General features: G+C 58.7%; 10 protein-coding genes. 9 read left to right on the plus strand and 1 reads right to left on the minus strand.

All coding sequences use genetic code 11. The features are described from left to right. The first annotated feature begins 155 nt into the window (after positions 1-155). From aroB to hemE, 9 genes are all read left to right on the plus strand, one after another. Positions 156-1256, plus strand: coding sequence for a 3-dehydroquinate synthase (gene aroB / locus A3GO_RS0103790; RefSeq protein WP_029132271.1), 1101 nt, complete (start codon positions 156-158; stop codon positions 1254-1256). Then, positions 1231-2997: an AAA family ATPase gene (locus A3GO_RS0103795; RefSeq protein ID WP_029132272.1), complete on the plus strand. Its 1767-nt coding sequence runs from the start codon at positions 1231-1233 to the stop codon at positions 2995-2997. Before aroB ends, A3GO_RS0103795 begins: the two co-directional genes overlap by 26 nt. Positions 2998-3244: 247 nt before the next feature. Beyond that, positions 3245-7885: a glutamate synthase large subunit gene (gene gltB, locus A3GO_RS0103800; protein ID WP_029132273.1), complete on the plus strand. Its 4641-nt coding sequence runs from the start codon at positions 3245-3247 to the stop codon at positions 7883-7885. A gap of 2 nt (positions 7886-7887) precedes the next feature. Then, on the plus strand, positions 7888-9339 hold the full coding sequence (locus A3GO_RS0103805) for a glutamate synthase subunit beta (protein ID WP_029132274.1): 1452 nt from the start codon (positions 7888-7890) through the stop codon (positions 9337-9339). Positions 9340-9684: 345 nt separating this feature from the next. Beyond that, positions 9685-10095: a hypothetical protein gene (locus A3GO_RS0103810; protein WP_029132275.1), complete on the plus strand. Its 411-nt coding sequence runs from the start codon at positions 9685-9687 to the stop codon at positions 10093-10095. Further along, on the plus strand, positions 10092-11276 hold the full coding sequence (locus tag A3GO_RS0103815) for an FTR1 family iron permease (RefSeq protein ID WP_029132276.1): 1185 nt from the start codon (positions 10092-10094) through the stop codon (positions 11274-11276). The genes A3GO_RS0103810 and A3GO_RS0103815 overlap by 4 nt, the downstream gene beginning before the upstream one ends. Continuing rightward, positions 11273-12733: a 4Fe-4S binding protein gene (locus tag A3GO_RS0103820; RefSeq protein WP_245621657.1), complete on the plus strand. Its 1461-nt coding sequence runs from the start codon at positions 11273-11275 to the stop codon at positions 12731-12733. Before A3GO_RS0103815 ends, A3GO_RS0103820 begins: the two co-directional genes overlap by 4 nt. 85 nt (positions 12734-12818) lie before the next feature. Further along, positions 12819-13343, plus strand: a complete 525-nt coding sequence (locus A3GO_RS0103825; protein ID WP_029132278.1) for an iron transporter — start codon at positions 12819-12821, stop codon at positions 13341-13343. Positions 13344-13495: 152 nt separating this feature from the next. Continuing rightward, positions 13496-14593, plus strand: a complete 1098-nt coding sequence (gene hemE / locus A3GO_RS22420) for a uroporphyrinogen decarboxylase (RefSeq protein ID WP_051301805.1) — start codon at positions 13496-13498, stop codon at positions 14591-14593. A gap of 228 nt (positions 14594-14821) precedes the next feature. Here the strand turns inward: hemE and A3GO_RS0103840 are convergent, their stop codons facing one another. Continuing rightward, complete coding sequence (locus A3GO_RS0103840; RefSeq protein ID WP_029132279.1) at positions 14822-15913, minus strand: Opr family porin; 1092 nt, start codon at positions 15911-15913, stop codon at positions 14822-14824. Positions 15914-15932 lie beyond the last annotated feature (19 nt).

The following is a 15932-nucleotide window of genomic DNA, read 5'->3' on the forward strand; positions in this document are numbered from 1 at the left end:
GTCGCAAAACATGCAAGGTAAATGAACGGTCAAATGTTAGGGGCGGATCCCTGGTCGTCACACAGGCCAGAGGCCTGCGCTGTTATTAGAGTTTTAGATTCTCGTTTCGTTGTGCCCTTGGTAGCTGTGAAAGAGATTGATAAATAGATCAGGTAATGAATAATCCAACCAGCATTTTGAACGTTGATCTCGCCGAGCGCTCATATCCCATCTACATCGGTACGAATCTGATCGGCGACAGCGCGGTTTACCGACCTCATATTCATGGACAGCAGGTGTTGGTCGTGTCGAACACCACGGTGGCGCCACTCTATCTGGAGGCGGTTAAATCGGCGCTTCAGGGGTATCAGGTCCAGACAGTCATTCTACCGGATGGGGAGCAGCATAAAACCCTGGCGGTCTGGCAGCAGATTATTGATTCGTTATTGGAAAACCGGTTCGACCGACGTTGTACGGTGATCGGATTAGGTGGTGGTGTGGTTGGTGATATGGCGGGATTCGCCGCTGCCTGTTATCAGCGCGGAGTCTATTTCATTCAGGTGCCGACTACGCTCCTGGCCCAGGTGGATTCATCGGTTGGCGGAAAAACCGGGGTCAATCATCCGCTGGGCAAAAACATGATAGGCGCCTTCTATCAACCACAATGCGTTATTGCCGACATACAAACGCTGTCCACGCTGGATAATCGACAGCTCTCCGCTGGACTGGCCGAGGTGATTAAGTATGGGCTGATTGGCGACCCCGACTTTTTCGCCTGGCTGGAGCAGAATGTGGACGGATTAATGGCCCGTGACCAGGCATTGCTGGCCTATGCAATCGAGCGCTCCTGCAGTGATAAGGCCAGTGTTGTCGCGGCGGACGAGCGCGAGGCGGGCAATCGCGCCCTGCTCAATCTGGGACACACCTTCGGCCATGCGATTGAAACCGGCATGGGCTATGGTGAGTGGCTGCATGGTGAGGCGGTCGGTGCCGGTATCTGCATGGCGGCAGATTTGTCACGCCGGCTGGGATGGATCACCGAATCCGATCAAGCCAGGATCGCCTCATTAATTGTCCGCGCCGAACTGCCAATATATCCCCCGAATAACATAAATGCTGAACAGTTTATGCAGCTGATGTCCGTGGATAAAAAGGTACTTGCGCAGAAGATCCGCCTGGTTTTGATGCGGCGGCTGGGCTATTCAGTAGTGACCGATGATTTTGATCCGGACCTTTTGAAGGTAACCCTGAATGAGTATGGAAGAACGAGCGGCTGACGCTGAAGAGAGTGCTATACCCTCTCGCGAGCATGGCAGTGATTCCTCCCAGGGGAGAGCCGCGACTTTTTTCTCAACCCCGGAACTCAGGCAGAGACTGGATCTGCTGAGACACCTTACTGATAACAGTGAAAAAATACTGTTGATCAAGGGGGTTGGTGGTTCCGGAAAGAGTACGTTGTTGCAGCAGTTTCGTCAGCTGTCCCGCGATGAGTGGGTGATCTGTTGTCTGAATGCGGATCACATGCTGCAGCCGGATCAGTTCTTTTCGCTCCTTTTTCGAAGATTCGGATTAGCCGATTCGGCGGCGATGAATATCGATGAATTGCTTAAGCGCTTTGAGATGCTGCAAGCTGCCGGGCGTTTGCCGATCATTGTGATCGATGATGCCCATCTGTTACCTGTAGCGACGCTGATTGCACTGTTCCGTTTGTTTGAACGTCGCCCTGGAAACAGGGCGCTGATTCGGATGGTGCTGTTTGCCACACCAGAAATCAACACCCAGTTTCAGACGCCGCAACTGCAGGCGATGAATCTGCAGAGCGTTCAGTCCCTTGAAATGCCGCTGTTCGATATGGCGCAAGCGCAAGCATTTATAGGCTTTCTGCTTGATTTGGAGGACAAGCAGCGGGGGTTGAAGCTGGCAGCGGGCCGAATAGAGCGAATTATCAAGGAATCGGCGGGTGTGCCGGGAGTACTGGAAGCGCAATTACAAAGCGTTTTTGCTGTTGCCCCGGATCGAGCCGTGGAAACCGTAGCTGAGACAGGCAGAAAAAAAACCATTGATGTCAGGACAATTCTGGCGGACCTGCCGGTATCTGTTTTGGTTGGTGCCCCTCTGTTGGGGCTGCTATTGCTGCTGACACTGATTTTTCAGGATGAGATAAATGGCCTGTTCGATCAGACCGGTACGGAGCCGGTGGCAGAAGATGCTGCGATGCCCAGAGTGGACGGATTGCGCCCCTTGAAGCTCCCTGAGCCGGGTAATAGCGTGGAACCACCAAGTACCGTATCTACGCCAGTGGATCCCCCCCCTGACGAGATGCCCACCGAGATAGTCACTCCCATAGAGGACCCGGGAATGTCTGGGTTGGCGCCAGGCGAACCGCAACAGGAGGCGGTTCCCTTGGTCGAGCCCAAGGTGGTGGCACCTTCCCCGGTCGCTGTCGATGAGCTCGTGCCGCCGGAAGTCGCTACGCCTCCGGCTGATGCTGCGGTCACTGGGACGGTAACCGATACTGACGCTGCGGTCACTGCGACGGTAACCGATACGCCGCCGACGGAAGCGCCGGATCCGGCAGAAATGCCCGTCGGTAATGAACCGGCACAACCTGCCCCGGCTGAATCTGCAGAGGTTGGGCAGGCGGATCCGCCAGCTGCCGAAGCCGCGGTGGTTGAGGTGTTGCCAGAGCCCCCGGTTTCGGTGAAAACGACGGCTGAAAAGTCTGTCAAGGACGAAAAATGGATATTGACCCAAAGGCCCGGCGCCTACACACTGCAGCTGGTAGGTGTTCGGGACGGGGCAGCGGCTAAACGGTTTATCGATCAGCACCGGTTGAAGGGCGATGTCGCGTACTTCAAGACGTTCCGGTCGGGTCAGCCTTGGTATTCGGTCGTCTACGGTGTCTATGCCGACAGGTCCGCCGCATTAAAGGCCCGGGAGACCTTGCCGCCCGCTCTGCGGAATAGCGATGTCTGGCCGCGCACTTATGCCTCTATCCAGGCGGTTGTAGGTAAGTAGAGGATCGGTCGCTTCCTGAATACCCCCTCCCATCAGAGGAAATTAAAGCCGTTTAGCAAATGACTGGCCTGGAGCGGAGTTTTCCATTATCCTGCAGGGTTCTGTCCGGCCGGAATTCCTGGTGATGGGCATTCTTCAGCCAGTTTGGACGAACCCCGAAGTGCGATTTTTCGGGTCTTACGTCCATGTTTACAACGGGTAGAGAGCAGTTGTTGCCGTATTCTGCCCCGATAAGATGAGGTTTACGATGGGCCAAGGCGCTTTGCCAACGAAGCAGGGACTATATGATCCCCGTAACGAACACGATGCCTGTGGCGTCGGTTTTGTCGCCAATATCAAGGGCCGCAAGAGCCGCAAGATTGTTGAGCAGGGGCTGGAGATACTGGAACGGCTGACGCACCGTGGTGCGGTTGGCGCGGATCCACGTGCCGGTGACGGTGCCGGGATACTAATTCAGATACCTGATGCCTTTTTCCGGGAACTGCTGGATTTTGACCTGCCGGAACCGGGCGAGTATGCGGTTGGCATGCTGTTTCTACCTCGTGATGAGGCTGCCAGGGCGCGAGCCGAAGGTACGGTAAGCCGTTTCGTCGAGGACGAGGGACAGAGCATTATCGGCTGGCGTGATGTTCCAGTGGATAACCAGGGACTTGGCTATAGTGTAAAACCGACCGAACCTCATATAAAACAAGTGTTTATAGGCTGTGGCTCGAATTGTTCCGACCAGGCCGCGTTTGAACGCAAGCTCTTTGTCATTCGAAAACAGATTGAGAAGGTGATTCGAGAGAGCGGCCTGGAAAAGGGCGAGTCCTTTTATTTCACTTCCCTCTCCTCCCGCACCATTACCTACAAGGGCATGTTGCTGTCCGATCAGGTGGGTGAGTATTATCCGGACCTGAAGGACGGGCGCATGGTGTCGGCGCTGGCGCTGGTGCACCAGCGTTTCTCCACCAATACCTTCCCGACCTGGGATTTGGCCCATCCGTTCCGGATGATCGCCCACAATGGCGAGATCAATACTTTACGCGGTAATGTCAACTGGATGGCGGCGCGCAAGCACTCCATGGCCTCGGAGATCCTGGGGGACGACCTGGCCAAGGTGTGGCCGTTGATCCCGGAGGGGCAGTCCGACTCCGCGTCGTTCGACAACGCCCTGGAACTGCTGGTGCAGGGCGGTTATTCCCTGGCCCACGCCATGATGATGCTGATTCCGGAAGCCTGGTCGGGCAACCCGTTAATGGATGAATCCCGGCGCGCCTTCTATGAATACCACGCGGCCCTGATGGAGCCGTGGGACGGGCCGGCGGCGGTTGCCTTTACCGATGGACGGCAGATTGGCGCGACCCTGGATCGCAATGGCCTGCGCCCCGCCCGTTACCTGATCACCGACGATGATATGGTGATGATGGCCTCGGAGATGGGTGTCCTGGATATCCCGGAAGCGCGCATTATCAAGAAATGGCGCCTGCAGCCGGGCAAAATGTTCCTCATCGACCTGGAAGAGGGGCGCATTATCGACGATGCCGAGATCAAGGAGCAGCTCTCTGCTGAACATCCCTACCAGGATTGGCTGGATCAGACCCAGATCCACCTGGATCATCTGCCGGAAGTGGTGGGTGCCATGTCACCGGACCCAGAGACCCTGCTGGACAGCCAGCAGGCCTTTGGCTACACCCAGGAAGACATCAAATTCCTGCTGACGCCGATGGTGTTGACCGGCCAGGAGGCGACCGGCTCCATGGGGGCGGATAATCCGCCATCGGTGCTTTCCAATCGGCCAAGGCACCTGTCGACCTATTTCAAACAGAATTTCGCCCAGGTGACCAATCCGCCCATCGACCCGATCCGTGAAGAGATTGTGATGTCGCTGGTCTCGCTGATCGGCCCTCGCCCCAACCTGCTGGGCATTGGCCAGAGCAAACCGGCCATGCGGCTGGAGGTGCACCAGCCGATCCTGACCAACAGCGACCTGGAGCGGATTCGCAACATTGAAGATAATACGGGTGGTGCCTTCCGTACCCGCACCCTGAATATCTGTTTCAAGGCAGCCAAGGGTGCCTCGGGCCTGAAACTGGCGCTGGATGCACTGGGGCATGCCGCGGAAAAGGCCGTGCTGGAGGGGTACAACATCCTGATCCTTTCCGATCGCCGGGTCGATGCGGACAATATTGCCATCCCGGCCCTGCTGGCGGTGTCGGCGGTGCATCACCATCTGATCCGCAAGGGTCTGCGTACCGAGTCGGGGCTGGTGGTTGAGACCGGCGCGGCGCTTGAGGTACACCATTTTGCCACCCTGGCAGGCTATGGCGCCGAGGCGATCAATCCCTACGTGGCATTTGATACCATCCAGTCCCTGCTGCCCTCGCTGCCGGAGCAGCCCTGTTTCCAGGACGCGCAGAAACGTTACATCAAGGCCACAGGCAAAGGCCTGAAGAAGGTCATGTCCAAGATGGGCATCTCCACCTATCAGTCCTACTGTGGGGCGCAGATCTTTGATGCCGTGGGTCTTTCCAGCAGCTTTGTCGAGCAGTATTTCACCGGTACCTCCAGCATGATCGAAGGCGCCGGACTGGACGAAGTTGCGCAGGAGGCGTTGCGCCTGCATGCCAATGCCTACGGAAATAATCCGATCTATCGCAAGCATCTGGATGTGGGTGGCGACTATGCCTACCGGCAACGAGGCGAAGAGCACGCCTGGACGCCGGACTCCATCGCCAAGGTCCAGCACGCCTCACGGGCTAACGACGCCAAGAGTTATGCGGAGTTTTCGCGCCTGATCAACGAACAGGACGAGCGTCTGCTGGCTTTCCGCGGGCTGTTTGATTTCAACTGGGCCAGTGAACCGGTCCCGCTGGACGAGGTTGAGCCGGCGAAGGAGATCGTCAAGCGTTTCGCCACCGGGGCAATGTCCTTCGGTTCGATCTCCTATGAGGCCCACTCCACCCTGGCGATGGCGATGAATGCCATCGGCGGGAAATCCAATACGGGTGAAGGCGGGGAAGAGCCGAGCCGGTTCAATCCGCTGCCGGACGGGTCGGCCAATCCGCAACGCTCCGCTATCAAGCAGGTGGCCTCCGGTCGTTTCGGTGTCACCACCGAATACCTGGTTAACTCGGACGATATTCAGATCAAGATGGCACAGGGCGCCAAGCCGGGCGAAGGCGGTCAATTGCCGGGCCACAAGGTGAACGCCCAGATTGCCCGGGTGCGTCACTCCACGCCAGGCGTGGGGCTGATCTCGCCACCACCGCATCACGATATCTATTCGATCGAGGATCTGGCGCAGCTGATCCACGACCTGAAGAATGTGCAGCCGAAATCCCGCATCTCGGTGAAGCTGGTTTCCGAGGTCGGTGTTGGTACCGTGGCCGCCGGCGTGTCCAAGGCTCATGCCGATCATGTCACCATCTCCGGTTTTGATGGTGGAACCGGCGCCTCGCCCCTTACCTCCATCAAACATGCCGGCTCCTCTTGGGAGATCGGTCTGGCGGAGACTCATCAGACCCTGGTGTTGAACAAGCTGCGTGGCCGTATCTCTGTCCAGGTGGACGGTGGCCTGCGGACAGGGCGTGACGTGGTGGTCGGTGCCCTGCTGGGCGCGGATGAGTTTGGGTTTGCCACCGCACCGCTGATTGTCGAGGGCTGTATCATGATGCGTAAATGTCATCTGAATACCTGCCCGGTCGGCGTCGCAACCCAGGATCCGGAATTGCGCAAGCGCTTCACCGGCAAGCCGGAGCATGTGATCAACTATTTCTTCTTCGTTGCCGAAGAGGTACGCCAGTTGATGTCCAGGCTGGGTTTCCGCACGGTCAATGAAATGATCGGCCAGACCGATCGATTGGATACCCGTAAAGCGGTGACCCATTGGAAGGCCAAGGGTCTGGATTTCTCGCGCATTCTGGCCAAACCGGTGGCCGGGGAGGGCGTGGCGATCTGTAATACCGAGACCCAGGACCACGGGCTGGACAAGGCGGTCGATCATCAGTTGATCGAGATGGCCCGGCCGGCTCTGGAACAGGGTGAGGCGGTCAAGATCGAGATCGATATCCACAACTACAACCGCACCTTCGGCACCATGCTGTCGGGTCGGGTTGCAGAGAAATATGGTCATGCGGGCCTGCCGGACGACAGCATCTACATCAAGGCCAAGGGTACGGCAGGGCAGTCTCTGGGCGCCTGGCTGGCGAAGGGTGTGACCATCGAGTTGGCGGGTGAAGGTAATGACTACGTCGGCAAGGGGTTGTCGGGCGGACGCATCGTGGTCTACCCGCCGGCAGAATCGGGTATCGACAAGGCGGAAGAGAACATTATCGTCGGCAATACCGTGCTCTATGGCGCCATTGAAGGCGAATGCTATTTCCGGGGTGTCGGTGGCGAGCGTTTCGCAGTGAGAAACTCCGGCGCGACAGCGGTGATTGAAGGAGTCGGCGACCACGGCTGTGAATACATGACCGGGGGCGTGGTAGTCTGCCTGGGCTCAACCGGAAGAAACTTTGCCGCCGGCATGTCGGGTGGCATCGCCTATGTGCTGGATGAGGACGGTACTTTTGAGCAGCGTTGTAATCTCTCCATGGTCGATCTGGAGCCGATCAGGGATGAGGACGATGCCCTGGAGACACTGGATCACCAGGGTGGAGACCTGGAAACCAAGGGGCGTGTTGATGTCAGTCACGATATGACCCGCTTCGATTCCATTCGTCTCAGGCAGCTGGTTCAGAACCATCTGCATTACACCAATAGCGCAGTTGCACAGAAGATTCTCGACAACTGGAGTGAGTATCTGCCGAAGTTCGTCAAGGTTATGCCGGTGGATTATCGTCGTGCCCTGCTTGAGATGCAGGTGGCGCAGGCGAGAAGTAATGAAGTTGTCAAGGGGGATCATTAATCATGGGCAAGCCAACAGGATTCAAGGAGTATCCGCGTCAGGATCGCAGCTATGCGCCGGTGGCCGACCGGCTGACTCATTTCAATGAGTTTACGATTGAACTGAGTAGTGACGAGCTCAGCATCCAGGGTGCACGTTGTATGGACTGCGGCATCCCGTTCTGCCACAAGGGCTGCCCGGTGGATAATATTATCCCCGACTGGAATGATCTGGTTTATCACAAGGACTGGAAATCGGCCATTGAAGTCCTGCACTCCACCAACAACTTTCCCGAGTTCACCGGACGCATCTGTCCCGCCCCCTGCCAGGAGGCGTGCACGCTCAATCTGACCGACGAGCCAGTGACCATCAAGAGTATCGAACTGGCGATTGTTGAGAAGGCGTGGGAAGAGGGCTGGATTCAACCGCAGATCGCCCGTCACAAGAGCGGAAAGCGGGTGGCCATCGTCGGCTCCGGACCGGCCGGTCTGGCCTGCGCACAACAGTTGGCAAGAGTGGGCCACTCGGTCTCGGTATTTGAGAAAGAGAACCGGATTGGCGGTCTGTTGCGCTACGGGATTCCCGATTTCAAATTGAACAAGAAGGTGATCGACCGCCGAATGGGGCAGATGCAGGCGGAAGGCGTCAAGTTTCACGCCAACACGCACATCGGTATCGACATTTCCGCCAAGACCCTGGTGGACAAGTTTGACGCGGTGGTGCTGACCGGCGGTGCCGAGCAGCCACGGGACCTGCCGGTGCCTGGTCGTGAGCTGAACGGCGTCCACTTCGCCATGGATTTTCTGCGCATGAACAGTCACAGGGTGCAGGGTGACGATGTAGGTGACGACTTTATCTCTGCCGCGGGCAAGCATGTGCTGGTGATCGGCGGTGGTGATACCGGTTCCGACTGTATCGGCACCTCCAATCGCCAGGGCGCAGAAAGCGTCACCCAGATCGAGATCATGCCGCGACCGCCGGAGAAAGAGGACAAGCTGACGGTCTGGCCCTACTGGCCGAACAAGATGCGCACCTCCAGCTCCCAGGAAGAGGGCTGTGAGCGCATGTGGAGTGTCGCTACCAAGGAGTTTATCGATGACGGAAAAGGCAATGTAAAGGCCGTTCGCTGCATCAAGGTGGAGTGGCAGCAGGCCGAGCCGGGTGGTTGGAAAATGACCGAGGTGGCCGGTTCCGAATTTGAGCTGAAGGCCGACCTGGTGACCCTGGCCATGGGATTTGTGCACCCGGTGCATGAGGGCATGTTGAATGAGCTGGGGGTGGATCTGGATGACCGTGGCAACGTCAAGGGAGAGACCGAAGGGGTTGAGGCGTATCGCACCTCCATCGGTGGGGTTTTTTCCGCAGGCGATATGCGCCGCGGGCAATCCCTGGTGGTGTGGGCCATTCGTGAGGGCCGCCAGTGTGCCCGTGCCGTGGATGAATACCTGATGGGGGGTTCGGAACTGCCGCGCTAGCCAGTTATCGCCGGAGGCGATTGGAAAAAAGGGCAATGGCCGCTAAGGCCATCGCCCTTTTTTTGTGTCTGTCGCACTGGCGGTGTAAAGGGTGTGCCGTATCTGGTTTGTCCCTGACCGGTATTCCCCCAGTTCCGGTACCAATTAGTACGGGGTGTGTTTTGCATTATCGGCAACCGGGAGGCGGTCGAGGTTGTTTGGGCATCCGCATTCTGCGGGTGTGAATAAATTCTTGTTGATATCGCTATTACGAATCGTTAACATTCGCATATCATAATTTCCAGTGGCACTCTTCGCCGACTCCGCTGGAGTGTCGATGAATGGCGCATGCGTCAACGAGGTGGTATGAAAAACGCTTTTCTTTCTCTGTGGATTTTACTGTTGCCTGCTATCGGCTGGGCTGACCAGCTTCCAGGTTGGTCGGGCGTGGCCGAGGAGGTAGTACGGCATATCGATATGGCCGAGCAATCCTATTTGGCTGGCGACGTCAAACAGGCCAAGCGCTCAGTTGTAAGCGCTTACTTCGGCGTTTTTGAAGAACGCAAGATGGAAGCGGCGATGCGCATGGAGTTGGGGGCCAGGCATACCTATCAGGTAGAGCGGCAGTTTGGTGATCTGCGCAAGGCGATCCAGAAGGGGCTGGATGGCGCGGAGGTGAGTGCCATTGCTGATTCGATACGGGTGGCGATGCGGCGGGATGCGGCAATATTGGACCAGGCCGGTATCCCCCTGGAAGTGTTCAGGGTGAATCAATGACTATCCGTTGGCTGCTGCTCCTGCTGCTCATTCCGTCAGCCTGCTTCGGGGCTGAAGGGACACCGGATTTTCGTGCCGTGGTGACCGAGTTGTCCCGCCAGGGGGATCAGTTCGTGGCTGCTTATCTCCCGGAGAAAGGCATGGATACGGCGGATGCCGTGTCCGGGCTCTATTTCGATATCTTTGAGGGAAGCGGCATGGAGGCGGCCATCGGCATGTGGGACCCGGCGTTGAAAAGTGAACTGGAGTCCCGTTTCGGCAAGGTCATCGGGCTGGCCTCCCGTGAACGCGCCGCTGATGAAGTACGGGTGGCCTGGCAGGAGTTGCGGACCCATCTGCAACAGGTTGCCGATGCCCAGAAGCCGGCAGAAGACGGTTTTTGGGGTCTGCTGGTGCAGGCGTTCCTGATCCTGTTGCGTGAGGGGTTTGAGGCGATGCTGGTCATCACCGCACTGGTGGCCTACCTGCGCCGACAGGGGGCTGTGGATCAGGTTCGTGTGGTCTATCACGGCACAGCCTGGGCGCTATTCGCCAGTCTGGTGACCGCCTGGCTGTTTGGTGTGGTGCTACAGATATCCGGCGCCGGCCGTGAGGCCCTGGAAGGGGTGACCATGCTGCTGGCCTCGGCGGTACTGTTCTACGTCAGCTATTGGCTGATCTCGAAGAGCGAGGCGGCCCGCTGGCAGGCCTTTATCCATGCGCAGATCAACAGTGCCCTGTCGAAGGGCAGTACCTTTGCGCTTGGCTTGGCCGCCTTCCTGGCGGTCTATCGTGAAGGTGCCGAGACAGTACTGTTCTACCAGGCCCTGAACGGTCAGGCGAATGGTCAGTGGTGGCCACTGCTGATCGGGTTTGCACTGGCCCTGGGAGCTCTGCTGCTGCTCTACCGGCTGATGCAGGCGGCCTCATTCCGGCTGCCGATCGGGCTGTTTTTCACCCTGACCGCCGTGCTGCTCTACTATCTCGCCATCACCTTTGCCGGCAATGGCGTACTGGAGCTGCAAGAGGCCGGCTGGCTGGGGATTACCCCGATTGATGGGTTCGCCAGGATCAGTTGGCTGGGTCTTTATCCTACCCTGGAGACCCTGACCGCCCAGCTCTTGCTGATCATTCCGCTACCCCTGGCTATCGCCTGGTGGTGGCATCGGCGTCGATCTGCACCGGCGGGGGCCGGGTCGTGAATGCACCTGCGCAGCAGAAACTGACCGGGAGCCTGGCCGCTGAACAGTTGGCGTCCCTGCCGATACGGATTCCGGGAACCGTGGATGCCCGTATCGCCGGGCCGGTGGAGGCGTTTTTCGTGCGCCAGCGTGATCGGTTGGTGTGGTTGCATGCCGGTATGTTTCTGTTTTTCCTCGCCGTCATCTTCCTGCCGCTGTTTCTCCCGGAAGCCGCGGAAAACGCTACCCCGCTGAACGACTTCACCCGCTTCGCCAATTACGCCATGTGGGGTCTCTGGTTTCCGCTCGTGTTCATATCGGTGATTTTTACCGGGCGCAGCTGGTGTGGCATCTTCTGTCCCATGGGGGCGGCCTCCGAATGGGCCAACAAAAAGGGTCTGCAACGACCGATCCCGGCCTGGGTGCGCTGGGAAGGCACGCCAATAATCAGTTTCCTGCTGATCACCCTGCTGGGCCAGACGGTGGGTGTACGGGATCACCCGGAGGCAGTGGCCGAGGTGTTTGGCGGCACCCTGCTGCTGGCGATACTGCTGGGGTTTGTCTATGGCCGGAACAAGCGGGCCTGGTGTCGCCACATGTGCCCGATCGGCCTGCTGCTGGGCGTCTTCTCCCGCATCGGTGCGGTGCAGTTTGCCCCCAAGCGGAAGAAGCCCGGCGGAGACCGCTTCACCGAGAAGGGTGTCTGCCCGACCATGATCGATATCCCGCGCAAGGAGGAGTCGCGCCACTGCATCGAATGTTTCCGCTGCGTCAATCCCCACTCCCGCGGCGGGCTCTACCTGCGATTACGGCCGCCGGGTGAGGAGATTGCCCAGATTCGCCGACATCATCCCAACCCCTACGAGGTGGTCTTCTTGTTCATGGGGACTGGGATCGCCCTGGGCGGTTTTCTATGGCTGGTGCTGCCCCAGTACCAGCAGCTGCGCCAGGCGGTGGGTAGCTGGTTCATTGGACATGGATGGTACTGGATTGGCGAGTCGGGCCCCTGGTGGCTGATGAGTGTGCACCCGGAGCGGCGCGAGGTGTTCAACTGGCTCGATTTTTCCATGATCGTCGGTTTCATGCTGGCGGTGATGCTGCTGCTCAGCCTGGTGTTGTCCCTGACCACCGGCTTGTCGGCCTGGCTGGCGGGTCGCCTGGGGGCTGGCCGTGGATTGGTGGAGCGCTTTGTCGAGCTGGGTTACCAGTATGCACCGGTGGCCATGGTCTCGCTGGTGTTGGGTTTGGGCGGTGAGCTGTTTGCCCCGCTCATCACACTGGGTCTGTCCGATGCCATGGTTGGCTTGCTGAAGGGGGGGCTGTTCTGCCTTGGGTTACTCTGGAGCCTCTATCTGGGACGGCAGATCCTGCTCAATCAGGGATTGTGCGGTGCCGGATTGTGGGTGCCGCTGTTGCCGGGAGTGACTGGTAGCATGCTGGTGGGGCTGGCCTGGTGGCCGGCCATATTTGGAATTTAGTCTTGCCTCGCCGGGGAGGTCTCTGGCGGGGTTTTTTTTGGCTCAACAATGCGAATGAGTCGTATTAATAATAGTGGAGTTCGATATGAAACGAAATGCATTGAGTCTGGCCCTGGCGGGCCTGTTGGGGAGTGGAATGGTTATCGCCGGCGAGCAGCCGATCGGTGATCCGGTGGAACTGAACGGCATGGAGGTCGCGGCGGTCTACCTGCAGCCGACCATGATGGAGCCGATGCTGCCCGGCATGGACAAGGCCGATATCCACCTGGAGGCAGATATACACGCCATTAAGGGCAACCAGAACGGCTTTGGTGAGGGGGAATGGATACCCTACCTGGACATCAGCTACACCATCACCCAGCAGGGTGGTGACTGGTCCACGACCGGCAGTTTCATGCCCATGGTGGCCTCCGACGGCCCCCACTATGCGGATAACATCAAGCTGAACGGTCCCGGCAAGTACCACCTCAAGTACCACATCAAGCCACCGGCCTATAATGGGTTCTATCGGCATACCGACAAGGAGACCGGTGTCGGTGCCTGGTGGGCACCGTTTGATCTGGAGTGGGATTTCACCTTTGTCGGGGTGGGCAAGAAAGGCGATTACTGAGGGGTTGCCGTTGGCTTGACCAGCCATGCGGAGACACACGGCGCCATGGATTGCCATTGGCGCCGTGTGTCATTGGCTATTTAGGTGTAAACTCGCCCTCTCACCGGCAACAGAGGCCGGTGGTCTCTTGGTGTCAACAAAGGAAACGCGCTGTGTCCAGCTTGAAAAACGATCGATTTCTCCGCGCCCTGCTGCGTGAACCCGTGGACATGACCCCGGTCTGGATGATGCGCCAGGCGGGACGGTATCTGCCGGAGTATCGGGCCACCCGTGCCAGGGCCGGCAGTTTCATGGATCTCTGCATGAACCCGGAGCTGGCCTGTGAAGTAACCCTGCAGCCGCTGGAGCGTTTTCCCCTGGATGCCGCCATCCTGTTCTCAGACATCCTCACTATCCCCGATGCCATGGGCCTGGGCCTCTATTTTACCGAGGGAGAGGGTCCGAAATTCAAAAACCCGGTGCAGGACGAGGCGGCGGTCGCCGCGCTGGGCGTGCCCGACCCGGAAGACGACCTGGGTTATGTCATGGATGCGGTGCGCACCATCCGCCGTGAACTGGATGGACGGGTGCCGCTGATCGGCTTCTCCGGCAGTCCCTGGACCCTGGCCACCTACATGGTGGAGGGCAGCAGCACCAAGAACTTCGCCAAGGTGAAGGAGATGATGTTCGATCGGCCCGACCTGATGCACAGCCTGCTGGGCAAGGTGGCGGAGTCGGTGATCAGTTATCTGAATGCCCAGATCGCCGCCGGCGCGCAGGCGGTGATGGTGTTCGATACCTGGGGCGGGGTGCTGAGTCCACGCGACTACCAGCTGTTTTCACTGGCCTATATGGAGCGCATTGTTCAGGGGCTGGTGCGTGAAAGCGAGGGCCGCAAGGTGCCGGTGATCCTGTTCACCAAGGGCGGTGGTCAGTGGCTGGATGCCATGTCCCGCACCGGCTGCGATGCCCTGGGCGTGGACTGGACCACCGATCTGGCCGATGCCCGGGTAAGGGTCAAGGACCGGGTGGCGCTGCAGGGTAACGTGGACCCCAGCATCCTCTATGCCGCACCCGAACGTATCCGTGAAGAGGTGGGCCGGGTACTGGCCAGCTACGGTCACGGTCCCGGACATGTGTTCAACCTTGGCCACGGCATCCATCCTGATGTAAACCCGGAACATGCCGGGGTGTTGGTCGAGTCGGTGCATGAACTGAGTCAGGCCTACCATAGCCCCGGGGTAAAAGGGAAAAGCTGGGGTAGTGATTGAGCCTCGCCGTCCGTTAAAACCATGATCCTGAATGACCCCGACCGGGAAACCGGCCGGGGTTTTTTGTTCTGGGATGGATTTATGCTGCGAAACCCGACATCCGGAGGTTAAATCCTGATCCCGGAAATGATCGATCCCTGTTGTTGGGATTCGTTCCTCATCCCAACCTGCGATGCTTATGCCCGTATCCTCAATCATAGGGCGCCCCGTAGGCGCCCCCACACGTGCTCAGAAACCGTAGCTGAGCATTAGGGTCAGTTTTTCATAATCATCGCTGTTGGCGTCGGCATCGATGTCGGCATAGACCAGATTCACGCTCAGGTTCTCGGCGATGTCCGCCAGATCGTAGCCGAGGGCGAGATTGATCTCGCGCTCCTCGCTGTTGCCGGCATAGTCACTGTGGCCGACTATCAGTCCCAGGGTGGCGTGGCCGATACTGTACTCGGCGCCCAGGTACCAGGTCTGGGCATCGGCGACGTAGACCTGATTGCCATCCTCCAGCGGATTGATGTTTTCGCCCAGGTCGTCCAGGTGGCCCACGCCGCCCTGCCTGTCGGTGTCGATGTAACCGGCCGCCAATGCGAGCCCGCCCAGGGTGCCGCGCAATTCCAGGTGCAGAATGGCCCCGTCCGCCTCGCCAGCCACTTCCACGTCCGAGGCGGCATAGTGGGCGGTCAGGCCCAGGCCGGAGGCGTGTTCAAAATCGGCCTTCAGACCCAGGCCGTCGAAAATATCGTTCACGTGGATATAGTAGGGATTAAGCACCAGTCCCTCGGCCGGGCTGACCTTGGCATCCAGGAACCAGGCACCGTTATCGCCGATATCGGTGAAGCTGTGCCGCAGATCGTCCTCGTCTGCAACCGCCAGACTGCGGCTGTAGCCGGCGGTGAGCTCCGTGGCCGGTAGCATATCGCTGGTCAGGGTCACGGCTTCGTGATAATCCCCGACCCACTCCAAATCAACTGCCTGGCGACCCAACACGGCGCCGAAGCCATCGCCTCGATAGCTGAGATAGGCCTCGGTCACCAGGGTGCCGACGCCCTCGTCCGAATCGCCCGGGTTGTCCTCGTCCAGCTCGCTGCCGTGACGCAAGGCGAGGCCCATCTGCAGGCCGTTCAGTGGCGCCGTCTCATATTTCAGGCCAAGAAAGCCGGTGCCGTAGCCGCTGTCCGTGCTGCTACGGTTGTCGATGCCCTTGTAAAAGAGGTTCAGGTCACCGCTGACGGTGCCGTTTTTAAAGGCGTCGGACAGATTGTCGGCTTGTGCGCCGTACGACGTCAGTAGCGAGATGATCGCTACACCTAGATAGTGTTTTTTCACGTTGTCCCCTTGTGTCTGT

This window comes from Sedimenticola selenatireducens DSM 17993, from assembly GCF_000428045.1.
Taxonomy (GTDB): Bacteria; Pseudomonadota; Gammaproteobacteria; order Chromatiales; family Chromatiaceae; genus Sedimenticola; species Sedimenticola selenatireducens.